25 protein-coding genes and 1 pseudogene are annotated in these 21,982 nt (G+C 57.2%); 16 read left to right on the top strand and 10 right to left on the bottom strand.

Features of this window, described 5'->3' with window-relative positions; genetic code table 11:
- Positions 1-8 precede the first annotated feature (8 nt).
- The 5 genes from GGR39_RS00435 to GGR39_RS00415 are packed head-to-tail and all read left to right on the top strand — an operon-like array spanning position 9 to position 2,447.
- Entirely contained in the window at positions 9-380 is a 372-nt protein-coding gene (locus tag GGR39_RS00435) for a dihydroneopterin aldolase (RefSeq protein WP_183615421.1), read from the top strand.
- Positions 380-733, top strand: coding sequence for a Rossmann fold domain-containing protein (locus tag GGR39_RS00430; protein ID WP_246388173.1), 354 nt, complete (start codon positions 380-382; stop codon positions 731-733). Before GGR39_RS00435 ends, GGR39_RS00430 begins: the two co-directional genes overlap by 1 nt.
- Positions 730-1,749: a GTP 3',8-cyclase MoaA gene (moaA, locus tag GGR39_RS00425; protein WP_183615420.1), complete on the top strand. Its 1,020-nt coding sequence runs from the start codon at positions 730-732 to the stop codon at positions 1,747-1,749. The genes GGR39_RS00430 and moaA overlap by 4 nt, the downstream gene beginning before the upstream one ends.
- 1 nt (position 1,750) lies before the next feature.
- Complete coding sequence (locus tag GGR39_RS00420) at positions 1,751-1,993, top strand: MoaD/ThiS family protein (RefSeq protein ID WP_183615419.1); 243 nt, start codon at positions 1,751-1,753, stop codon at positions 1,991-1,993.
- 1 nt (position 1,994) lies between these two features.
- Positions 1,995-2,447 (top strand): molybdenum cofactor biosynthesis protein MoaE, encoded by a 453-nt coding sequence (locus GGR39_RS00415; protein ID WP_183615890.1) that lies wholly within the window; start codon positions 1,995-1,997, stop codon positions 2,445-2,447.
- A gap of 7 nt (positions 2,448-2,454) precedes the next feature.
- On the opposite strand, the gene GGR39_RS00410 is transcribed toward GGR39_RS00415, so the two are convergent.
- Positions 2,455-2,976 carry a hypothetical protein gene (locus GGR39_RS00410; protein ID WP_183615418.1) on the bottom strand — a complete coding sequence of 174 codons (522 nt, stop codon included), beginning with the start codon at positions 2,974-2,976 and terminating at the stop codon, positions 2,455-2,457.
- A 234-nt stretch (positions 2,977-3,210) separates the two neighbouring features.
- Here GGR39_RS00410 and rplU point away from each other — a divergent pair, with 234 nt between their 5' ends.
- The 4 genes from rplU to GGR39_RS00390 all read left to right on the top strand — a co-directional run bounded on the left by rplU (position 3,211) and on the right by GGR39_RS00390 (position 5,251).
- Positions 3,211-3,507, top strand: a complete 297-nt coding sequence (rplU, locus tag GGR39_RS00405; protein WP_183615417.1) for a 50S ribosomal protein L21 — start codon at positions 3,211-3,213, stop codon at positions 3,505-3,507.
- A gap of 24 nt (positions 3,508-3,531) precedes the next feature.
- Positions 3,532-3,801 (top strand): 50S ribosomal protein L27, encoded by a 270-nt coding sequence (gene rpmA, locus GGR39_RS00400; protein ID WP_058736146.1) that lies wholly within the window; start codon positions 3,532-3,534, stop codon positions 3,799-3,801.
- A 233-nt stretch (positions 3,802-4,034) separates the two neighbouring features.
- Entirely contained in the window at positions 4,035-4,610 is a 576-nt protein-coding gene (locus GGR39_RS00395) for a GNAT family N-acetyltransferase (protein WP_183615416.1), read from the top strand.
- A gap of 83 nt (positions 4,611-4,693) precedes the next feature.
- On the top strand, positions 4,694-5,251 hold the full coding sequence (locus GGR39_RS00390) for a GNAT family N-acetyltransferase (RefSeq protein WP_183615415.1): 558 nt from the start codon (positions 4,694-4,696) through the stop codon (positions 5,249-5,251).
- Between the two features lie 3 nt (positions 5,252-5,254).
- Here the strand turns inward: GGR39_RS00390 and ygfZ are convergent, their stop codons facing one another.
- Positions 5,255-6,004: a CAF17-like 4Fe-4S cluster assembly/insertion protein YgfZ gene (gene ygfZ, locus GGR39_RS00385; protein ID WP_183615414.1), complete on the bottom strand. Its 750-nt coding sequence runs from the start codon at positions 6,002-6,004 to the stop codon at positions 5,255-5,257.
- A gap of 202 nt (positions 6,005-6,206) precedes the next feature.
- On the opposite strand from ygfZ, the gene GGR39_RS00380 reads away from it, so the two are divergent.
- A complete protein-coding gene (locus GGR39_RS00380) occupies positions 6,207-6,785 on the top strand; it encodes a nitroreductase family protein (protein ID WP_183615413.1) in 579 nt (192 codons plus the stop codon).
- A 44-nt stretch (positions 6,786-6,829) separates the two neighbouring features.
- Here GGR39_RS00380 and GGR39_RS00375 read toward each other — a convergent pair whose 3' ends face one another.
- The 4 genes from GGR39_RS00375 to GGR39_RS00360 all read right to left on the bottom strand — a co-directional run bounded on the left by GGR39_RS00375 (position 6,830) and on the right by GGR39_RS00360 (position 9,639).
- Positions 6,830-7,717, bottom strand: coding sequence for an ROK family protein (locus tag GGR39_RS00375; RefSeq protein WP_183615412.1), 888 nt, complete (start codon positions 7,715-7,717; stop codon positions 6,830-6,832).
- Positions 7,718-7,805: 88 nt separating this feature from the next.
- Positions 7,806-8,483, bottom strand: a complete 678-nt coding sequence (locus GGR39_RS00370) for a sugar transferase (protein WP_343055740.1) — start codon at positions 8,481-8,483, stop codon at positions 7,806-7,808.
- 67 nt (positions 8,484-8,550) lie between these two features.
- Entirely contained in the window at positions 8,551-9,069 is a 519-nt protein-coding gene (locus tag GGR39_RS00365) for an FxDxF family PEP-CTERM protein (RefSeq protein ID WP_183615410.1), read from the bottom strand.
- A 348-nt stretch (positions 9,070-9,417) separates the two neighbouring features.
- On the bottom strand, positions 9,418-9,639 hold the full coding sequence (locus tag GGR39_RS00360) for a hypothetical protein (RefSeq protein ID WP_183615409.1): 222 nt from the start codon (positions 9,637-9,639) through the stop codon (positions 9,418-9,420).
- A 281-nt stretch (positions 9,640-9,920) separates the two neighbouring features.
- Here GGR39_RS00360 and xrtV point away from each other — a divergent pair, with 281 nt between their 5' ends.
- The 3 genes from xrtV to GGR39_RS00345 are packed head-to-tail and all read left to right on the top strand — an operon-like array spanning position 9,921 to position 12,351.
- Positions 9,921-10,829 carry an exosortase V gene (gene xrtV, locus GGR39_RS00355; RefSeq protein ID WP_183615408.1) on the top strand — a complete coding sequence of 303 codons (909 nt, stop codon included), beginning with the start codon at positions 9,921-9,923 and terminating at the stop codon, positions 10,827-10,829.
- The gene (locus GGR39_RS00350; RefSeq protein WP_183615407.1) at positions 10,826-11,563 is read left to right on the top strand and encodes an exosortase C-terminal domain/associated protein EpsI; all 738 of its coding nucleotides are present in this window, start codon (positions 10,826-10,828) and stop codon (positions 11,561-11,563) included. The genes xrtV and GGR39_RS00350 overlap by 4 nt, the downstream gene beginning before the upstream one ends.
- Positions 11,560-12,351: a hypothetical protein gene (locus GGR39_RS00345; RefSeq protein ID WP_183615406.1), complete on the top strand. Its 792-nt coding sequence runs from the start codon at positions 11,560-11,562 to the stop codon at positions 12,349-12,351. Before GGR39_RS00350 ends, GGR39_RS00345 begins: the two co-directional genes overlap by 4 nt.
- Positions 12,352-12,944: 593 nt before the next feature.
- On the opposite strand, the gene GGR39_RS17445 is transcribed toward GGR39_RS00345, so the two are convergent.
- From GGR39_RS17445 to GGR39_RS00330, 3 genes are read right to left on the bottom strand one after another with little or no spacing between them, the layout of a single operon-like run.
- On the bottom strand, positions 12,945-14,063 hold the full coding sequence (locus GGR39_RS17445) for a glycosyltransferase (RefSeq protein ID WP_058736138.1): 1,119 nt from the start codon (positions 14,061-14,063) through the stop codon (positions 12,945-12,947).
- A gap of 8 nt (positions 14,064-14,071) precedes the next feature.
- On the bottom strand, positions 14,072-15,259 hold the full coding sequence (locus tag GGR39_RS00335; RefSeq protein WP_281374427.1) for a glycosyltransferase family 4 protein: 1,188 nt from the start codon (positions 15,257-15,259) through the stop codon (positions 14,072-14,074).
- A 26-nt stretch (positions 15,260-15,285) separates the two neighbouring features.
- A complete protein-coding gene (locus tag GGR39_RS00330; RefSeq protein WP_281374410.1) occupies positions 15,286-16,617 on the bottom strand; it encodes a glycosyltransferase family 4 protein in 1,332 nt (443 codons plus the stop codon).
- Between GGR39_RS00330 and GGR39_RS00325 the strand changes: the two genes are divergently transcribed.
- Both GGR39_RS00325 and GGR39_RS00320 read left to right on the top strand, forming a co-directional pair.
- Complete coding sequence (locus GGR39_RS00325) at positions 16,543-17,652, top strand: glycosyltransferase family 4 protein (protein WP_183615403.1); 1,110 nt, start codon at positions 16,543-16,545, stop codon at positions 17,650-17,652. The genes GGR39_RS00330 and GGR39_RS00325 overlap by 75 nt on opposite strands.
- Complete coding sequence (locus GGR39_RS00320) at positions 17,649-18,749, top strand: acyltransferase family protein (protein WP_183615402.1); 1,101 nt, start codon at positions 17,649-17,651, stop codon at positions 18,747-18,749. The genes GGR39_RS00325 and GGR39_RS00320 overlap by 4 nt, the downstream gene beginning before the upstream one ends.
- A gap of 1,040 nt (positions 18,750-19,789) precedes the next feature.
- On the opposite strand, the gene GGR39_RS00315 is transcribed toward GGR39_RS00320, so the two are convergent.
- Positions 19,790-19,951: a hypothetical protein gene (locus GGR39_RS00315; RefSeq protein ID WP_183615401.1), complete on the bottom strand. Its 162-nt coding sequence runs from the start codon at positions 19,949-19,951 to the stop codon at positions 19,790-19,792.
- 803 nt (positions 19,952-20,754) lie between these two features.
- Here GGR39_RS00315 and GGR39_RS00310 point away from each other — a divergent pair.
- Positions 20,755-21,885 (top strand): annotated as a pseudogene (locus tag GGR39_RS00310) (IS3 family transposase).
- Positions 21,886-21,982 lie beyond the last annotated feature (97 nt).

The following is a 21,982-nucleotide window of genomic DNA, read 5'->3' as shown; positions in this document are numbered from 1 at the left end:
GGCGCCTTATGGCCGATTCGCTTACACTCGAAGTTGCCGACTTCATCGTCGACGTGCTGACCGGGATCTATTCCGAGGAAACCGGCAGGCCGCAACCGCTGCGTATCTCCATGGCGGTGGAGATGAAGCCGATCGCCCGCTACTCTCCCGATACACCGCTCAGCGCCAGCAAGAATTATATGGACCTGAAGTTCGCGGCGAGCGGGGCGCTGCCCGAAGGCGTGCATTTCAAGCTGATCGAAGCGGTGGCCGATCATATCTGCGAAACGCTTTTTCTTCAGGACGACCGTATCCTGGCGGTGACGGTGAAGATCGTGAAGCTCGCCATCGCAGAGGCCGGCGAAGCGATCGGAATTACGCTGAGGCGCGAGCGGCCCTGATGTCTGCGGAGGCGGGAATGTTGCGGGTGGGCGTGCTTCCTACAGGTCCGCTGGACGCTTCCTCCCACTTCCATGCCGCCGTTCTGCCCCGGATACGCGATGCGCTGGCGCAAGGCGGCGATTGCGTGCTGCTGTTCGATCCGGCGGACCATACCCATCGCGAGTGGCGCCTTGGCGTGGTGCATGGCCTGGCGCGCCAATATGCGCCCGTGCGGGTGAATGCAATTGCCGGCGATGACCCTCCGGCTATCGCTGCGGCTTTGGCTTATCTGTCGCGCGCGCCGGGGGTCACAGGGCAATTGTTGCCTGTGGCTGGAACGGATGCCGGCGCGATGTTATCTTCACAGGGATGACATCAGACAGATCGCCCGCAACTGCACCGCTCGTCGATCAATTCCAGCGGCGTATCAGCTACCTGCGCCTTTCGATAACCGATCGGTGCGACTTGCGGTGTGCCTATTGCATGCCTGAGCGGATGACGTTCCTGCCGCGCAAGGATGTCCTCAGCCTGGAAGAGCTGCACGATCTGGCGCTGGGTTTCATCGACCGCGGCATCTCCAAGATCCGGCTGACTGGCGGCGAGCCCTTGGTTCGGCGGGATATGATGGAACTGGTGCGCGCGCTGGGGCGGCGGATCGGCCACGGGCTGGAAGAGCTGACGCTGACCACCAACGGGACGCGCCTCACCGAATTCGCCGACCAACTCTACGACGCCGGAGTGCGGCGGATCAACGTGTCGCTCGATACACTGGACCGTGCCAAGTTCGCCGAACTGACGCGACGGGATTCCCTGCCGCAAGTGTTGGAAGGTCTCGCCGCCGCCAAGGCTGCGGGCTTGCAGGTGAAGCTCAATACCGTGGCGCTGAAAGGCGTGAACCAGCCGGAACTGCCACGCCTGATAAGCTGGGCGCACGAACAGGGCTTTGACATCACCCTGATCGAAGTGATGCCGCTGGGCGAAGTGGAGGCCGACCGCGTGGATCAGCATCTGCCGCTTTCGGTCGTGCGAGATGATCTGGAACAGCGCTGGACCTTGGTTCCATCAGGCCACCGCACTGGCGGCCCAGCGCGCTATTTCGACGTGGTGGAAACCGGAGGTCGGCTTGGCCTGATCACGCCTTTGACCAACAACTTCTGCGAGGGGTGCAATCGCATTCGCGTGACCGCGACGGGGCAGCTTTTCGCGTGCCTTGGCGGCAGCGAACAAGTGGACTTGCGCGCGGCGCTTCGTTCCGAGGACCCCGATGGAGCGTTGGCGGAAGCGTTGGCCGTCGCCATGCGCATCAAGCCCGCGCGCCATAACTTCGCGATCGACCATCGCGGCCAAGCCCCGGCGCAACCGCGCCACATGTCGATGACCGGCGGCTGAGATGTCGCTGAAACTGGTGTTCCTCGGCCGCCTCGAAGACGCGGCGGGCGTGGCCGAGCGCGAGGTCCCGTTTGCTCCCGCCCTCAGGGATGTGCTGGCAGGACTGGACTCGGAACTGTCGGAGGCCTTGTCCGGCGCGCGGATCAAGCTGGCGGTAAACGGCAAGCTCGTGGCGGGTCACGATCTGCCGATGCTGGCGGATGGCGATGAGCTGGCGTTCCTGCCCCCCGTCAGTGGCGGTTGAGATGGCGGATGTCCGGCTGCTGAGCGCGCCGTTCGATCCGGCGGGAGAGATCGCAGCCTTCACCAAGGCGCATCCCCAAGCTGGCGGCATCGCCAGTTTCATCGGCCAAGTGCGCGCCTCCGCCGATGACAGCGCGGTGGAACTGCTGGAATTGCGCCACTACGATCCGCTGACTTTGCCCGCGATGCAGGCGTTGGCGCAGGAAACCTTGAGGCGCTGGGCCTTGGAAGGCCTGCTGATCGTCCATCGTAGCGGGCAGATGGCGGCGGGCGATCCGATCGTGCTTGTCGCGGCGGCCTCGCGTCATCGCCGTGAGGCTTTTGCCGCCGCTGATTACGCGATGGACAAGCTGAAATCGCAAAGCTGGTTCTGGAAGCGGGAGCGCACAGGCGGTGAATGGCGCTGGATCGAGCCGCGCACGGAAGATTTCGACGACCTCGCCCGCTGGGGCTGAGCGGTGTTTATCGGATGCGCGCTTCCAGGCGGCTGATCACGCTAGTTTCAGCCGAAACCCAGCCATTCACTTGATCACGCGCGGTGGCGATCGTGGCGGCGGCGGGGCTGACCTGCTCGGGATGAGCGGCACGTTCATCGACGTAGAGCTGATCGAGCTCGGCCAAGGCGGTGAGGGCGCCGCTGCGCGATGTCTGCAGATCGGAAAGCGCCACTTGCGCTGAACTCCAGCTGTCGCTGGCGGTAGCACCGGCGGCGGCCACCGCGCGCTCAGTTGCGGCTTGCCGGGACTGGAATCGCGTGTGGGACTGGCGAGCCGTTTCCACCAGACCTTCAAGACGGGTGGTAAGGTCCGCGCTGGCGGGCGGCAGAGCGGGGATCGCATCTGCCGCATCCGGCGCCGGCGAGGCGCTGCCCTGAACACGCTCCACATCGCGGATCGCGAGAGAGGGATACTCTGCCGAACCCGCGCAACTGGCGAGCATCAGAAGGGTGGTAGGGACGATAAGGCGGGCGCTGGCGCGGATCATCGCCGTTTCATAGCACGCGATCCTTCCCGTGCGAGGGCAAATTGACCGGCCGCGCGGTGACTGAACCGTTGACTCGAATCAGGGGTTGGATTAACGGCACCCTTCTTCCGGAAACCTGTGCGTCGCACGGGTGTCCGGCGCGTTTCCCGTGCGGGGCTCCTTGGCGGAGCTGTCGCGGCCGGGGCAAGGTTGTTTCGGCCCTTCGGGCATAGTTTGAGATTGGGTAACAGCACCATGTTCGCAGTAGTGCGCACGGGCGGCAAGCAGTATCGGGTTGCCGCCGGAGACAAGATCGCGGTTGAGAAGCTGGCTGGCGAAGCCGGTGACAAGATCACCCTGGGTGACGTTCTGCTAGCAGGCAAGGATGGCGAAGTGGCTGACCTCGCTGGCGTTACCGTCGCGGCAGAGATCATCGCGCAGGCAAAGAGCGAAAAGGTGATCGTGTTCAAGAAGCGCCGTCGCCATAACTATCGCCGCAAGAATGGCCATCGCCAGCAGATGACCCTGCTGCGCATCGTGTCTGTTGGCTGAGCCAGAATTCCGGAGTAGATTGCAATGGCACATAAGAAAGCAGGCGGCTCTTCGCGCAACGGTCGCGACTCAGCTGGCCGCCGCCTTGGCGTCAAGAAGTTCGGTGGTCAGGAAGTGATCGGCGGCAACATCATCATCCGCCAGCGTGGTACCAAGGTGTATCCGGGTGTGAACGTGGGCATGGGCAAGGATCACACCTTGTTCGCTCTCGCGGAAGGCCGCGTGCGCTTTCACGAAGGCAAGCTTGGCCGTAAATACGTGTCGGTCGACATGATGGCGCAAGCCGCCGAATAACGGATGGTCGATGACGGGCCATCCAGCTTGGATGGCCCCTCGCCGGACTTCATCGTGAAGTTCCGGTACCATGAAGGGAGAGGGCCAACCCCGCTCCCTTTTTTCGTATCTCCCTTCAGTCACTTTGGCACCGTTGGTCGGGAAAAGCGTTCCCGATCCAGCGAGGCGTAACGCCTGTGTCATCCACGGATCCTATCGCGGCCGCGCGCGGGACTGACGAAGGGAGAGCGGTCATGTTCATTCGCAGCGAACGCCTGTTCCTCCGCCCCGCGTGGACCGAGGATGCGGCAGAGCTTCATACGGCGATCACTCACAAAGCGGTGATCCGCAACCTCACTCGGGCGCTTTGGCCTTACCAGCTGGCAGACGCGCAGGCGTTTATCGGCGGTTCGGAACAGACCAGCCATCCAAGTTTGTTGATCACGCAGCCTGGAAGCACGGGGTCCCGCATCATCGGCGGTGTTGGCTTGCATGATGAGGACGGCCAGACTCAGCTGGGTTACTGGTTGACGCCCAGCGCATGGGGCCGGGGCTATGCCACCGAAGCGGCTAGTGCGCTGCTGCGCACCGCCATGGCGCTTGGCCAAAGCAATATCCGGGCGTGGCATTTCTCCGACAATCCCGCCTCAGGGCGAGTGCTCTGCAAACTGGGGTTTCGGCCGCTGGGTCTTTCAGAGGACCGCTACAGCGCAGGGCGCGGATCGGTCGCGCCGTCGCGGGGCTATGTCCTGAGTGGAGAAGGCGTCGTCGGTGGTGATGATGACGATGGGTCTGCCCAATTTGAAGATTTGCAGATGCATGCGGCCTGATCAGTAGAGATCGCGGTGGTCTTTTCTCGTGCAACGACCGGCCCCAAGCTTTATGCTCCCCGGCAAAAGAACGGAGATGACACATGTTCATCCGCACGGAGAGGTTGTTCCTTCGGCCAGGTTGGCCAGAGGACGTCGAGGAACTTGCCGCCGCAATCGGTAACGAGGCGGCAATCGTCAGCACCGGATTTTCGCGGCAGGCCTCCAAGCAGGCGTTTCTGCGCGAGTTCTTCGCGCGTCCACAATCGCGCTTGCTGCCTCATTTTCTGATTCACCTGCGCACCGGCAATGGTCCCGTCCTGATCGGCGGGATTTCACTGACTGCATCAGGCCGTCATGTTCGACTGAACTATTGGCTCGCTCGCAAGTATAGCGGCCAGGGCTATGCGACCGAGGCCTTGCGCGCGGTGCTGGCGGAAGCCAGGATGCTCGGCCATCGCGAAGTCATCGCCGAACAGGCCGATGAGAGCGATACGATCTCGCGCATGCTGGAGCGGGCAGGCTTCAAGCCTGTAGATGAACCGCAATGCCATGATTTTATCGAAGGACCGGTCCCGGCACGGGTCCACGTGGCGATCTTGACGGACAAGCTGTTCGACTTGCTCGGTGTCGGCTCACAACCGTCTCCCCAACCGGCCTAGGCGTTAGGCAGATGTGGGTGGATCAAGGTCCAGCCACGCAGGCCGAAGCTCGGAAGTGATATCCTCGATCCGGCGGTGATCGATTGCGAAGCCCAGCTCCGGATAGGTCGTGCGCTGCCGTTTGGGGTCGGACTGTGCGAGCGGTACGACTATCAACCGGCGGTTCACTTTTTGCCGCCAATTCATGCGCGCCGTGTTTTCCTGGCCTACATAGCAGCCCTTGGTAAAGCTGACACCGCGCAGTTCGACGGCATTGCACTCCAGCCAAAGCGTCGCATCCTGTCCCAGGTCCTGCCGCCCCTCGGTCACCCCCAGGCCAAGACGATGCGCCAGATAGGCTTGGTCTGCGCACTCTGCAGATGGGGCGGCGGGGGCCAGCCACCTCCAGCCCAGGCTTTCCAGCCGAGGGTCAGGCGAGGCGTTTTCCTGCGGGTCTCGGCTCCAATGCACGGTCAGCGTGGGGTCGATCGCGATGTCGATCGCGCGACGAAGGCGATAGAGTGAGAGGCGCTTGACAATCTCCTCACCGACCTCGGCTTCGCAATCCAGCAACAGCGCGCCGTTCTCGCCCGGCCAGACGAAGAAGTCGAACAAGGCCTTGCCTTGCGGGCTCAACAGCGCGGTCCATACGGGCAACGCCTCCTGCACATCCGATGTGACAAGGCCTTGTAGAAAGGCCGCCACATCTTCGCCTGAATCGACGCGCGGAGACAGGCGGATGACGGCGCGCAGGCAGAGTTGGGAAGCGGTCATGCCAAGGGAAGTGGGATCTGAGAAGGAAGAAGGCAATCGGCCTCGATGGTGATCCTGTGAGTTTTGCCGCCGCGGTTATTGGCTTTTCAAGATCGTCGATCAGTTTGGCAGACTTTATCTGCCTTTTCCGATGGCGTGTGAAGCGCCAGCTATCAACCGAGTGGCGTGCAGATGCAGGCCTGTCGAGATGAAGGAAGCCATGATGACCGGACGTGTCGCCCATCCCAAAGTCGAAAAGCTGATCGTGAACCGTTGGAGCCCGCGCGCGTTTGACGAAAGCGAGATTGCCCAGGAGGATCTGAATGTGATCTTCGAAGGGGCCGGCTGGGCGCCCTCCGCCTACAACGTACAGCCTTGGACCTTCCTTTACGCTCGCCGTGGCGATGCCCATTGGGATAGGTTCCTCTCGGGTCTGATCGATTTCAACCAGGGCTGGGCCAAGGATGCCTCGGCACTGGTCTATATCGTCTCCGACAAGCTGATGCGTTCGGACGAGGGCAGTTCTGACAATCACAGCCACAGCTTTGATGCTGGCGCAGCCTGGGCCTTGGCCGCTCTGCAGGCTCAGGCGTTGGGCTATCACACCCATGGGATGACCGGGATCAAGTTCGGCGAAGCGGAAGCGCTTCTGGGCATTCCCGATGATCATCGCCTCGAAGCCGCTTTCGTTATCGGCAAGGCGGCCGGCAAGGAGAAGCTGCCGGACTTCCTGCAGGAGCGTGAGGCACCCAGCGGTCGCAAACCTGTCAGCGAGATCGCGCGAAATGGCAACTTTGCGTAATCGATAAGGGCGCCGGTCGCGTTGCGCGGCTCAAATTTAGCTGCTCAATCGCCGGCTGCCGCCATCGCCAGATAGAGGCTACCTGTCGGTCCAGCATCGTTGCCCAGTTGGGCGGGCACGATGCGGGATCGCAGGTCCGCGCCGGTCACAGGCCCCAGGTAACCGCCCAAACGTTCGGGCAAATGATCGATCGCCATGCGTAAGAGGTGCGGCTGGTGAACCGATACGCCCCCTCCGACGATGATACGCTGGGGTGAGAACGCGCATAAAAGGTTTGCAAAAAGTTCCGCCAGATCGGATGCGACCAGACCCCAGCGTGGATCATCTAGGGCGACCGTGCTGGGATGCACACCGAAACGGGCCTGAAGGGCAGGTCCACTGACAAGCCCCTCTACGCACCCGCCGTGAAACGGGCAGATCCCCGCAAAGCTGTCGTCCGCCGCCCGGCGTAGCCGCATGTGCCCGATTTCCGGATGCATTACGCCATGGAACGGCTTGCCGTTGATGAGCACGCCGCCGCCGACCCCGGTGCCGATTGTGAGGTAAATCAACGTGTGGAGGCCTTGTCCTGCACCTATCCGCGCTTCAGCCAGGGCCGCAGCGTTGACATCAGTATCCAACTGAAGCGGACCGCCAAAAACTTCCGCAATAGCATCCACGATGCGGGTTCCTCGCCATCCCGGCTTTGGGGTGTCCAGGATCGTACCGAAATCGCGCGCTGCCGTATCCAAACGGACGGGGCCGAAACTCGCGATGCCCAGGGCCCTGATCGACGCTTCGCGATGCCAAGCCGCGATATGATGCGCTGCTATCGCCAAGGTCTCCTCAGGAGAGGTCGTAGGGAATTCTACGCGATCGATGATCGCCCCGGGTGTGCCCAGCACCGCAATCGTTTTGGTGCCACCCATCTCCAAGCCAGCGTAGCGCGACATGATTACCTTTCATCCCGCACATGCGGACGCGGGATGATGGCAGATGGGGACGACCGGGCAAGGGGAGCCGAGGGACTTTATTCCCGGCTTAGTAGCAACCCGAGCCAGAGAGCACGGCGGGTACCGTGCGCACCATAATCGCCAGGTCGAGATGAATGGAACGACTGCGCGCATAGGCTGTATCGAGTGCCACGCGACGACGGTAGGTAGTGTTGTTGCGCCCGCTAATCTGCCACAAGCCGGTTATACCAGGCTTTACGCTCATGTAATCGACGATGTATTGGCGGTAACGGATCATCTCATCTTCGACGATCGGGCGTGGGCCCACAATGCTCATCTCACCGCGCAGCACATTGAAGATTTGTGGCACTTCGTCCAGGCTGGAACGACGCAGCAGTCGTCCAATCGGTGTGACGCGCGGATCATTCCGCAATTTCTGATCAAGCTGCCATTCCGCCAAAGCTGCAGGGTTTTGTGCGAGATGCTTCTCCAGCACTTCAGCCGAGTTCACGACCATCGACCGGAACTTATAGCAAGGAAAGGTCTGGCCATGACGCCCAACCCGGCGATGGGCGAACAGCACGGGGCCTGGCGATGTCAATTTCATCGCAACCAGGATGATGATCAGGAGGGGCAACAGTATGATTACAATGCCGGCCGCGATGGCGATATCGCAGGCGCGGGTCAAAAAAGCATCCAGCGGGGCTGCCCGCAACGAGCGGGTGCTGACAGGGGCTTCGAATGGCAGCGGGGGCGTGACGCTCACGTGCATGGCCGTCCTCGAGAGTCCGTGGGAAGATGGGTATCCCCGGGATTTCTCCCGGGGATCGCGCTCAGAACGCGTAGTTGACCGAATACGCAGTCTTGCGACGGCGCATCGCCAGGCCGGTGAAGCCGATACCGGCAATCATCATCAGCCACGTCGCGAGTTCCGGCACTGCTGACGAGAACGTCACGTTGCCCGAATATGCGCCGTTACCGGCTGACGTGCCGTTGAGAGTGATGGTCTGCGTCCCCTTCAGAACTGACCGCGTGACGCCACCGGAAAACAGGTTTCCGCCAACGTTCACAAGGTTGATAGCAGCCCCATTGAACGAGGCCTGCAGATTGGAGAGACCATCCTTCACCTTGAAATAGAGGACGCCAACGTCAGCTGAACCGTCGGTGGGGACATTGAAGTCGATCGTGTCGGTGAAATCTCCCTTGGGGATCAGGGTATCGTAAAAGGCGCCTGAGCCGTTCACGATGGTGCTCGATCCCTGGCCGGTGAAAGACGTAACGGCCTGTGCGGGTGCACAGACCGCCACGGCCGAGGCCATCGCGGACGCAATCAAAATCTGGCGGCTATTCATGTTGCACGCTCCTCTGGATTTTTACTTATGAGATAAAGGCAGGCGAATCAGAGTTAATCTGTGCCTAACTAAAAATCTCATGATTTATTTTGCGGTGCAACGTAGAGGGGTAAATCTATTTATATCAATGGCATAGAAAGTTATTTTTAGGGTGCCTGACAAGTTTTTAGCCAAAATACTCCAATTAATACGTAGGTAACCTTAAGTAAAAATGCAAATTATCAATAATAATGCTCGAATACCGATGTTGTCGGATGCCAGCGTGGATGCAAAACTTTGAGTTTATTTATGCCGTCCGAATTCGGCACAAATATTCCGCTTGCAGAAGCGGTCCGCCTCGCCGGGCTCTCAGAAGAACAGAAGCGCCAAGGTTGCCCAGCTGACGGCGCCGATAACCAGTCCCACTATCATGCCGCGCGGCGCAGAAAGCGCGCCTGCTGTTTCGTCACTTGATCCACTGGTCGCTGTTTCTTGCCGCGGAACCCGAAAGTTGTGAGAATGCAGCACGGTCTCATCCTTCTCCGGAATATCTGGTGATGCACCTGGCGATCCAGGCTCTTCCGGGGTCATGTCTAAGGTTATCCGATACAAAGATGGTAAAAGCGAAGAGCGGATATTTCCGGATAGGAACATCGCTTAGCAATTTAATCCGAATTGGTATAAGTATTTCAACGAGTTCTTTGATCAACGCCATTCCGAACGAAACGAGGCAGGCTGCGGGTTTCTTTACGCCGGTACCGCTTTCGCAAGATCTCGCTGGCGCCCAGATCCATTCAATACCTTGGCAGATAGCATCACCGTGGAGGTGTCAGCGATGGCATGTCCGCAGTTCGGGGAGCTAGGATCAGCACATGACGGGGGCTTGGCACATTTCAGCGACGGATCGGTCGCAGGCCGTGAGCGGTGACGGGCACCCGGACGTATCCTGGTACGGCCGCTATTGGTTTTTACTCGCGGTTGCCGCTGCAGCTGCGACACCGGGTATCATCTCGCTAGCCCGCAACTATTGGTCCACCGAGCAAGGTGCGGCTGGCCCCATCATCCTGCTGACAGGCCTGTGGTTGTTACGCCACGAGGGACAACATACGCACCGTTTGGATCAGCCTCACGGCGAAACGATTGCTCCCTTTGTCTTGGTCCTGACCGGCCTATTTACCGTAGCTGCATCAATAGTTGAAAAACAGTGGCTTCAGCTATTTGGGATATATTGCAGCCTGATTGCGATGCTTTGGTCTATCATCGGAAGCCGGCAACTGCTTCAACTTCGTGTGCCATTGCTATATTTGGCCTTCGTCATCCCCCCGCCGGACAATATCTTCGTTCCATTGACCCATGCTCTCAAGGGCTTGGTGGCAAACGGGTCGGTAAGCTTTCTCTCCGCACTTGGCTATCCTGTCGCGCGGGATGGGGTGCTGCTATATATCGGTCAATACGAACTGGTGGTGGCCGCCGCCTGCTCGGGTATGAATTCGATCATCAGCCTCACGGCGATAGGCTTGTTCTACGTCTATCTGCTCCACCGTGCGCACACCCGATACGCGGCGGTTTTGGCGGTACTGATGATTCCGGTAGCTCTCTTCGCAAACGGGGTGCGCGTGATCGGACTTTTGCTCCTAACTTACTACGGTGGGGACGAGGCTGGGCAAGGTATTGCACATGATATTGCAGGTCTGTTCATATTTCTAGTGGCACTGGGTACATTGGTTTTAATCGACCGGATACTTGCGCCAATCATCCTACGGCCGAGCAGCGGCAGATGACGGCTAGCTCTACCAGTCAGGCGGAAGCGACATTCCGCGCCTCAAAACCGACACGTCGGGAAGCCATCGCAGGTAGTATCGTACTGGCAGCGACTGCGGCATCGCAGATGCTTCGGCCTACCCGAATCTTCGATCGTCTCACTAGAGAGGAATTGTCGGGCGCCATCCCAAAGGTGGTCGGACCTTACAGATTCTCGTCGACCTCTGGCCTAATTTTACCCCCGCGTGATGAACTGTCCGAGAAGTTATACGATCAGGTTCTAACGCGCGTATATGAAGCCCCAGATGCGATCCCCGTCCTCGCACTTTTCGCGTACGGCAGTGTGCAAAACTTGTCGCTGGAACTGCATCGTCCGGATGAATGCTATCCGCAACAGGGTTTTGTAATCACCGATCCAAAGACAATCTCCGTTCAGCTTGGACGCCACGATATACCTGCAAGCTTTCTAACGGCCACGAGGAAAGATGGCTACGTCGAGCAGGTTTTGTTTTGGTCTCGGATAGGACAAACATTTCCAGCTGATCGCGTGGAGCAGTCTTTGGTCGTAGCGCGTGAAAACTTTAGCGGAAGAATGCCGGATGGGCTGCTTGCCCGTATTTCGGTACCCACAAGAAGTCCGGAGCACGGCCTAGAGATTGCTCGATCGTTCCTCCAGCAGCTTGTAAACGCCCTGGCGCCGGTCGGCCAACGAATCGTGCTGGGCGATATTCACAAAGGTGTTCAGTCAACATGATCAGTGGTTTCCTCCGTTTGGCCATGATTTCGCTCCTCTGCGGCAGCACTCTGACGGCATGTGGCGAGAAGACGCCGAAGGGTCAGGTATTGGCGGTCGTCAATGGCAATGAGGTGACGCGCCGGGATCTGAGCGGAGAAGCCGGAGCGGCGGGCGCGGGCGAAGATGCCGCGCCTGCGGTTTTAAGTGGTGTGATTGATCGCAAATTGGCAGCCGCTGAAGCGCAGCGGTTGGAATTGGACAAGACGCCACAATTCACGGCTCAGGCGAATCGACTGCAGGAAGTTATGCTAAGCCGAACCTTATTCGATCGTTGGGCCAACGAGATGCCTCAGCCGTCAAAGCAGGCAATCAGCGCGTATATTCGCGCAAATCCTCAGCAATTCGATAACCGAAAGCTATTCCTTGTTGATCGTATCTCGACTGAGGCGGGTGCCATTTCAAAGGAGGAGCTTCTCCCATTGCAGACCAACGATGACGTATCGGCAGCGCTAACCGAGCAAAAACGATCGTTTCAACGCGCGAAGACCGTAGTGGATTCTGCTACCCTTCAGCCCGCCTTGTTCCGTCAGATGAACTCAATCGCACCCGGTTATCCCTTAGCGATCACACAGAATGGCGAACTGGTGATCCTTGCGGTTCTCGAAGCACGGGATGCCCCATTGCCTGCCAACCAGCGAGAAGCTGCGGCAATCGCCTCGGCCCGTAAGGCGTTTGTGCAGCAAAAGCTCTCCGCACTTCGCAAAAGTGCGAAGATCACTTATCAGCCAGGTTTCCGGCCGACCTGACGATCCTGTTTTAGGTTCATAATTCTTGCCGAGGTGGCAGTTTTAGCAGTGACTATTGGTTTAGCCTGGCTGACCCACAATCTTGGGAAGGCTTGGATAAATGCATAAATTCACGTTCTGGCATTCGGTGCGACGAAGATACTGGTGCGAGCGCGGGCCGTGAGGATCGTCACCATCAAACTAGATTATACATCTGCTGTTCGCGCGAGTTCAAGTATGTCCTAGCCGGCACTGATGAATCTGACCACATACGAAGGATGGCGATATAGCTCATTCGTGGAAGTATTCTGCGAGTTTGTCGCAGTCCATAGCGATTGAGCGTAGGCCCGGCGGTGATCAAACATTCACAGCAGCGTTCGCGCGGCTTGTAGAGCGTCTGGCCACGCTTGATCTTCAATTTGCGGTTTGATGGGCGAAGGAGGAACGGTCTCGCCTTTCTGCTTGGCGAAGATCTCATAACCTCTATTGCATGCAAACCTCTCGGACTGCGCTCAAGGTGACCGATGCGGCAGCTATTAGCTTCGCAATGCGGTACCTCGCCGGCCGTCAGATAGGAGGCGGTGCTGAGATCACGGTACCATGTGTACCGGCAATCAGGCGGCCACCCCTAGGTTGAACGCGTGTGAGATAGGGCTACGCATCGCTATCGCTTGCCGATAGACCTTCTTCAGCTCGCCAGCCATTCGTTCAAGCCGGAACAAATTTTCGAAGCGCTGGCGACCAGCGGCTCCCGCCTGAGCGAGTTGCTCAGCGGACAAACCAAGCAGTTTTTCCTGAAGGGCGTGAGGGTTATTCGGCTCGACTAACCAACCCGTGACGTTGTCTTCAACGACTTCAGGCAGGCCGCCCACGCGGGATGCAATAACCGCGCGACCGGTACGCATGGCTTCCACGGCAACAAGACCAAACCCTTCCCACCGTGACGGCACGATCACGCACTCGGCTGCGGCCATCTCTTCACGAATTCTGCTCTGATCGCACCAACCCAAAGATGTCATTCCAGGATGGCTCGGCGCGACACAGTTCTGCTGATTGACCACAGAAGTACCGATAACGCGCAAGTCGAACTGATGGGATAATCCCTGTAAAGCGGCTTCGAGAATATCGAATCCCTTCTGGCGATCGAGCCTGCCGACAAACAAAATGCGCCGCTTCGGACTTGATTGGGGGAAAGATATGGCTGGCACATCTTCGATACCGTTCAACACCGTAACCAATCGTTTCCGGGCGATACCGATAGCTTCTCCACGCCTACGCTCGTGCTCGGAAATTGCGACGATGCCCTCGCAACAATGGGACAACGCTTGTTCCGTCAGCGCCATGATCCGGCGCCTGGCTGCGGACCCCTCCATATCGAACGACCAGCCGTGCGCGCAGTAGATCATCGCTGGGCGGTCCGTGCGCAGCCGTAGGCCGGAACGTACAATTGCCCCGGCGAAGGTAGAATGCAGGTGAATGCAGTCTGGCTTGAACGCCTGGATCGCCGCGGTCGTAAAGGACCAGAGCGATGCGAGGGACTTCGCCGATCGTCGGGGGCTAGCAAATAATGTCCGGTTGGAGGGAGGCAGGTCAGGAATCTGCTCAACATGCGCGTCGGGAAGCACGGCATGTACTGCCTCGATCGTCGGATCGGCCAACTGCGTGCGCGCTAACTGGTTGATATAGGTCCCGCAACCACCCTTAACGGATTCCGCGATATGAAGAATACGCACGGTGTTGCTTATGCTGCACGCGACAAGCGCGCTGCCATGACGTCGCTATAAAAATCAAGATAGCGCTCGGCAACGGTGCGAGGTTGCGTTTCTTGCAGCACATGCTGGAATGCCGCTTTACCAGGCAGTCGCGCGCGACCAAAATCGAGCGCGTGCTGCATCCGCGCGGCCAGTTGCTCGTCATTACCCGGCGTGAAAAGCCAGTCGGAATTGTCTGATCCGATCAAATCCGGAATGCCGCCGGATCGCGCGCCAATGCTGGGTACGCCCATCGCGTAAGCTTCGAGGATCGTGCGCGGCAACGGCTCCGCCCAGATCGATGGCGCGATCATTACATCGATTCCGTCGAAAAAGCTGCGCGCGTCCATAAACCCGGGGAAGCTAATCGGCAGCCCTTGAGCCTGGGCCAGGAACGGCTCGATCGCGTTGTTGGCTTTGCCAGCCACGATCACTTGCCAGGGACCCGGTGTAAGCCGCCGCGCCGCATTGATCAGCGTGCCGACGCCTTTCTCCTCATTAATTCGGCCGAGATAGCCGAAGGTGAAAGGCTGGCCCTCCCGAGTGGGGCGGACATAGTCGTCGTCTGCCCCATCCACTATCGCGGGATTCCAGATAACCCGCTGTAGATGAGGTTGCAGGTGATCAAAGAAGCCGGCGCGGCGATGAATATCCAATGTTTCCTGGCCGACTGCCGCGACACCGTCGGTCAGCCGATGGCGGCCGACTTTGGCAAACGTCATGACCCTGCACTTCATTCCACAAGGCCCTCCGTCGTGCCACATCGACGCATCAGCGCAGAGGAGATCGTAATCGCGCAGCGTATGGATGATCGGCCGATTTCGCTCCGCCGCAGCTTCCCAAACGGTAGTGGAAACATCCACCATCGAGTGGGTGTGTACGATGTCAGGAGCGAAGGCATCGATCACGCGGCCAAAATGTGCGCTCAAGCGATAGTTGAACTGCTGCGTGAACTTGCGCCAACCGCGCTCTAGCTTGCCATGCTTCGGCCAATCCTCTGCCCAGAACCGCGTTTCATGCGGCATGCGGAAAACCTGCACACCATTACGCACTTCTTCCACGAAGACACCGGGTGTGGTGCACGCCGCAGCTACCGTATGACCCAACGCCGTCTGCGCCTCCGCCAACATCGCGACAGATCGTTCTGCACCCCCGAGTATGTGGGGTGGGTACAACATGCTGAGGTGAAGTATACGCAAAGGACTTATCCATTTTTCGCTGCCGCGTGCCGCTTCACGGCACGTGCCAAATCGTAAAGTTCCAAGTATTTCGCCGAAACGACCTTCGGATCCAGCGTACGAAGCAGGCCACTCGCTGCACTACGCCGCGTATCCGGCAGCGCCGAACCTTCGCGTAAAGCCTTGCTCATGGCATTCGCCAAGGCTTGGATGTCGCCAGGCGCGATCGTCCACCCCGGCTCGATCGCTTCCACCACCTCGCCGATCACCCCGCTCGAGGTTCCGATCACGCGGCATCCTGCGTTGTAGGCTTCCAACGTTGTAAGCCCGAACGGCTCATCCCATAGCGGGGCGCAGATAAGAACGTCGATTTCAGACAAAAACTCAGCCGCCTTCACATAGCCACGGAACTCGACCGGCAGCCAGGATGCCATCGCCTCAAACGCTACCCGCTCTGGGCCTTCTCCAGCCACTCGAAGCGTCCAGCCCTCGGCGGGAATGAGCCGGCAAGCTTTCAGTATTAGGCCCAAGCCCTTTTCACCCACGAGCCGTCCGAGGTAGCCAAACCGTAAGGGTGTGCCTGGAGGTCGTGGCTTGCGTGTCACAGGGCTGTTCTCGGCACGCGTGGGATTCCAGATTACCGCGGTGCGATTGACCGGCAGGTGTCCAAAAAGCCCGTGCTGACGATGCGTGTCCAGAACAGTGGCGGAAACGGCGGCGACCACGTCGATATGGTTGTGCAAAGCCTGTTTGGGAGCAGACAATGCGCGACAGACCAGATGGCGCTGCTCACATTTGTGGCCGTCTTTGAAAAGGGCAGCCCTTATGCAAAGCAGGTCGTAGTCGTGCAGCGTGTGGACGACCGGGATATGTCGCCGAGCAGCTTGACCCCAGACAGATGGCGGCAGTTCGACCATGGAGTGCGTGTGCAGCACGTCAGGTTGGATGTCGTCGAGAAGAATCCCGAATTCGGAGCTAATACGTCCGTTGAAGACGGTGGCGACTTTGTTCGCCAGGCGCACGGGTGCGGGGTATTTTGCCGAGGTCTGTATCCATAGAGGATTGCGCGCCCGGAGCGGCCAAGCGACTACGCCACCGCGATGGGAGGGGGGCTGCGGCGCCTTGACCAACGACGACGCATAGACCTGGTGCCCGGCGCTAGCCTGCGTCTCACCCAATATGGCGGCAACTCGTTCCGCTCCACCGACACTGGTGGGTGGATAAAGTGAGCTTAGGTGCAGTATAACGATAACGTAAACTCCCGATATCGCTGCGGTGGAAACATGGATCCCAAAACAATCCCGAAATCGATCACCATAAACGGGCGTTTTCTGACGCAGAAGATTAGTGGTGTGCAAAGATATAGTCGGGAATTGGTCAAGGCTCTTGACCGAATAATCGAGAACGAACCTAATTACCGGATGAAGACCCGATGGCGATTAATGGTACCGCCTGGTGCTGATACTAGCTATCGATTGAATGCGATCCATATTGAAACAGTTGGCAATCGTGGAGGGCATTTATGGGAGCAATATGATCTCTTGAGGGCAAGTCGTGGAGATAGGTTGATAAATCTTGGCAACTCGGCACCACTTCTCCACCGCAACAAATTTGTGATTATCCATGATGTCGCTGTTTTTCGGACACCGGAAAATTTTGGCTGGCGTTATCGGACGGGCCATAAAGCCATGGGGCGAATTGTCGCTAGAAATAGTGACTTGGGCACTGTATCTCAGTTCTCACAAGCCGAAATTTCAAATGTTTTCTGCCGCCCTCCGAAGAGCATAAGCATTATCACAAATGGCTGTGACCATTTGCTCAATAGAGCAACGGATGATGCGGTACTGCACGAGTTAGACATCGAACGCGAAAAATATTTCTTATTTGTTGGAAACCCGACGCCCAATAAAAATCTCAGCGTATTGCTAGAGGCGTTTCACCGGGCACAAATTCCACGTGCGCGTCTGGTGCTGGTGGGATCGCTGGATTCAAAGGTTTTTCCCGGCAGCCGGGCCGCGTATGGGCCTGACATCGTTCTTGCGCCCCACAGAACTGATGAGGAAGTTGCATCCCTTTACGCTAACGCAAAGGCGTTTGTTTTTCCAAGCCTCTATGAAGGTTTCGGTATTCCGCCCTTGGAAGCGATGGTGCAGGGCTGTCCTGTTATTGCGGCCGATATCCCCGTCGTCCGTGAGGTTTGTGGGGAGGCGGCAGCATATTTTCCACCTACCGATCCGGACACCCTGGCGGAGCTATTATGCCATCACTGGAACATGCCACCCGATCGCGTGTCACAGGGCGAGCTTGTGATTAAACGCATAGAAAAATTTCAATGGTCCAATAGCGCCCGGTCCCTTCTCGACCTCATTTTCACGGATCGTACGCAACAATGACCATAGGTGAACAAGCTCAATCGCCAATACGGACCGGAGGTCGCGACGGCACCTATCTCAATGGTATTCAAATACTCAGATTTGTTGCTGCACTTGCGGTCGTGCTCGCGCACATTCAGCATGAAATAGTTAAATCAGGCCTGTTCACCAATTTTAGGCCGTTTGATCTAATTGATGGAGGGTTTGGCGTTGACATTTTCTTTGTGATAAGTGGTTTTATAATGCTTCACGTGTCGAAGGACAAATTTGGAAAATCTGGCGCTAGCGTCGATTTCATAATGCGCCGGTTTCTTCGCATCGCCCCCTTATACTATATAGCTACTCTACTAACTCTTGTTGCTATCCTGCTAATCGATAGGGCGTCGATAAATAACACAATCACGCTTATTCACGTGCTTGGATCTTTTTTATTTTTCCCGACGCAAAGTTATACCGGTGATGTCGCGCCAATTCTGAAGCTCGGATGGACTCTTAATTTCGAATTTTTATTTTACGCCATATTTAGTTTATCTATGATATTTCGGCTACGTGCCGGACTGATATTTTTGACATTCGCTCTGACGGCAATCGTCCTGATAGCAAACTGTGTTCCTCATCCACCAGCCTGGTTGTCCTTTTGGGGGCAATCACTGGTGTTCGAGTTTCTCGGGGGGGTCTTGCTTGCTATACTTTATCAATCAGACAAGCGTCTGAGTGTCGCCCAAGGTTTCGCGTTGGTCGCCCTAGGTTTGGGGCTTGTGACAGCTTTGAAAGGGGCAGGTACTTTTCCGTACCTGCCTCGTGCGTTATTTGCTGGTATGCCAGCCTGGTTGATAGTCTCCGGTGTTATTCTAACAGGTTCTCCCGTACCGGAAAGCGGGCTGGTCAAATTCCTTTTACGAGGTGGTGAGGCATCATATGCACTTTATCTATTTCATCCTTTCATCATTAAAATAGTATCAAAGGTAATTTCTTTTAATAATTTAGATATATCTCCAATCATATTTATTGTATTAATAGTATCATCAGTAAGAGTTTTATCGTTTATTGTAAATATAACCATAGAGAAGCCAATGTATAAAGTGATAAAAGAAATAATACTGTCAAAATATATGTGATGCTATCGCGTATAATTTACGATAAATATCTTTAGGGATATTTATATGTTTCATAACCATTCACGATCATGAAGAATAAGAAATTGTCTGCGAAAGGGTAGTAAGGCGTGATTGCGGCAAATGAATGATGTCGATTCACTTCAAGCTGGGCAGACTACCAAGCAAGGCTGGTTTGCGTAGGGTCTGTGTGATTTGATTTCACAGCTGTTGTAGTCCCATTGTCGGGCTCGATGACGAATGGAATCGTGCCTGTCTACCTCTGACTAAAATGACGCAAGATTTCTTTTACGTAGTCTCAGGCATTTACCTTGAGGACAAACATGGCTGTAGTCGTCATGATGGAAAGTGACAAAGCCGCGCTCGAAAGAACGCGTTAACCGGACGGAATTATCGAAGACGGTTAAGTGCGGCTCATTGTCCATTGGTGCGCGAGCCGGACAAGCATGTCTGCAGAGCCGTCTCAGCGTCGCCAATCAGCTTGCGTAGCCATTCACCCTGGCGGTGGGCCGTCCGCTCGATCATCGGTCTGGCCGCAGTGACTTCCGGTTGACGGATAGCCGTGCTCGGTTGGACAGCGATGATCGGGGCGTTGTCGACGTCGATCAGGTGAATGGTGAATTAACAGAGATCAGCGCGTTTGCCGCGTGCCGACGTCTCGCGATGCTGCTGGATCGACGAGCGAGATGCGCCTGGCGCGGCTGAAGTTGAACCATCCGAGAGGGCGTTGTCGAAAACGGCAATATGTTCTCGATAACACGTGTTGGCATATTGGTCATGAGGACGTGCGATACCTCGACATAGGTCTATCGATTGGCCTAGCCACGGATCAAGCGCAAAACCGTGGACTGTAACCTGCCCTTCCTGGATACAACATCGCACAGTCGCCTCGAAAACTGGCGGAACAGATCACTCTTGCGAGAGCAACCATGGTGATCCTTTGAAAACGTCCAGTGATCTGAGATTTCGCCGTCTAGGCCAAGGCGGCAAAAGGAGCAACAAGCCAAGTTCAGACGCACATACCCGGTCCGGCGGCAATTTGATTAGACCCCAAGGCCGTGGATCACGATAAGCCTGCGGGGCATCAGTTCAGGGTCGATTGAGGGGCGGCCGATTGCAATCTGGAACCCCTGCAGGTGTTCGGGCATTTCCGGTAGGTCCAAGAACAAGTCGATCGCCTTCAGCAGATAGTAGGCAAACGTCATTCAGGCTAAATCCGTAAACACGGCTTCCCGCGCTACTCGACGTTCGCCCATTATTATCGCTCGGCATTCTTCAGCATAAAATGCTGAACTAGAGCTCGCCGCGACTAGAAGCTTGACTTGTCCAACGGCATCATCCGAAATGACAATGGCCCGGTGGCGAGCAAGATAAGGCGATCAATAATGGCCTGGCGCAGGCAAGGTTGGCGCGGAGGCGGATCATAACCTTTTTTTATCGTCCTCTTTCGCCTTCCGAATTTCTGGAGGGCGTACGCTATCATCGGCACCGAGCGGAAACGGTTAAGTTTGGTCTAAGATCGGGCTCCGAAGTGGCCGAGGTCAATCGCTTTGACCTGCTGATGAACTTGTTTGTATACTTGATGCACGATGGTTGCGCTAGCAATAGCTTTGATCGGAGTTTAAATAAGTATATCAACTGTATTGATAAGGACCGTTGTGCCGACTAGCGCCGGCTAACAGTTATGATTTTTCAAAAGTTATTAACAAACTGGCGTCGCTCCTCACAGGAATAGTCGAAGATGTACTCGTAGAAAGTGAGGACTTGGTTTGGCAGCTGGTTGCTGAGTATGAGCTGCCGGTCTTATCTATTTGGTTTTGTCGTAAATAGTTTGCCGGTAGCGCAAAAATGCTGATGCTTGAAGGCCCACGAAGTTGACTGGTGTGCTGACACTTTGGCGCCGCGGCCGGGTAAGGCGCTCCGCCACGTGGCGCGTGGAAGTTTAGACTTGTAACGGTTTTGCGCCGGTCACCTGAGCGATTAGAGCTCGCAACAGGAGGCCGGCGAGATGATCAAGCATACAGAAGAGTTCAAGCTGGAGGCGGTGCGGATTGCGCTGACCAGCGGATTACCACGCGATCGGGGCGCATCGGATTTGGGGATTGGCAAATCGACGCTGGGCAAGTGGGTGTCGCAGTATCGACCAACTGATCTGGTGTCAGCGCCGCAGGCAGATCTGGCCCGCGAGAACGAACGGCTCCGCTTTGAGAACCGTGTGCTGCGCAAGGAGGGGGAAGTACTAAAAAAGGCCACGCAGTTCTTCGCGAGCCAAAGGCTGTGAAGTTCGCCTTTGTGCATAGCTGGCGGCACCGGTGGCCCGTTGAACTGCTCTGCCGTGTCATGGCTGTTAGTGAACGCGGCTATCGTTCCTGGCGCTCGCGACCGATCAGCCAACGTGCGCGCACGGATATGAAAGTGCTTGGCCCATATCCGAGAACAGTTCAGCCTCAGCCTTGGTAGCTATGGTCGTCCAAGGATGACAATGGAGTTGAGAGAGGTGGGTCTCGATGTTGGCGAGCGCCGGGTCGGGCGACTGATGAAGATCAACGGGATCAAGCCGGTCCGCACGCGCAAGCACAAGGTCACGACTGACAGCCTTCATCGTCTCGGCATCGCCGCAAACTGGCTGGACGGGGATTTTGCCGCCGATGCGCCCAACCGTAAATGGGCGGGCGACATTACTTATATCTGAACGTCGGAGGGCTGGCTCTAGCTTGCCGTCATTCTCGACCTGCATAGCCGTCGCGTCGTGGGCTGGGCAGTCAGTGACAGAATGAAGAAGGACTTGGCGATCAGGGCGCTGGAGATGGCGGTACGCCTGCGTCAGCCACCAGAGGGCTGCCTTTTCCATTCGGATCGCGGCAGCCAACATTGCTCCTATGACTATCAGAAAAAGCTGCTGGCCTATGGCCTGCGTCCATCGATGAGCGGCAAGGGTAATTGTTATGATAACGCCTCTATCGAGACGTTCTTCAAATCCCTGAAGGCCGAACTCATCTGGCGGCAGAGCTGGTCGACGCGGCGTCAGGCGGAAGCTGCCATCTTCCAGTACATCAACGGATTCTACAACACCCGCCGCCGACACTCATATCTGGGCGGCATCAGCCCGCTCGCGTTCGAAGCCAAGGTGGCTAAATGAGATAGGCGACCGGCACAAAACTGTTACAAGTCCAGGATTCTTCTGACCAACGCGAGTTTTGCCGTGGACCCAGGCTTCTATGATGTGCTTGGCTCAA

Source organism: Novosphingobium fluoreni, assembly GCF_014196615.1.
Lineage (GTDB): Bacteria > Pseudomonadota > Alphaproteobacteria > Sphingomonadales > Sphingomonadaceae > Novosphingobium > Novosphingobium fluoreni.
This window is presented reverse-complemented; position numbering and strand designations above follow the sequence as displayed.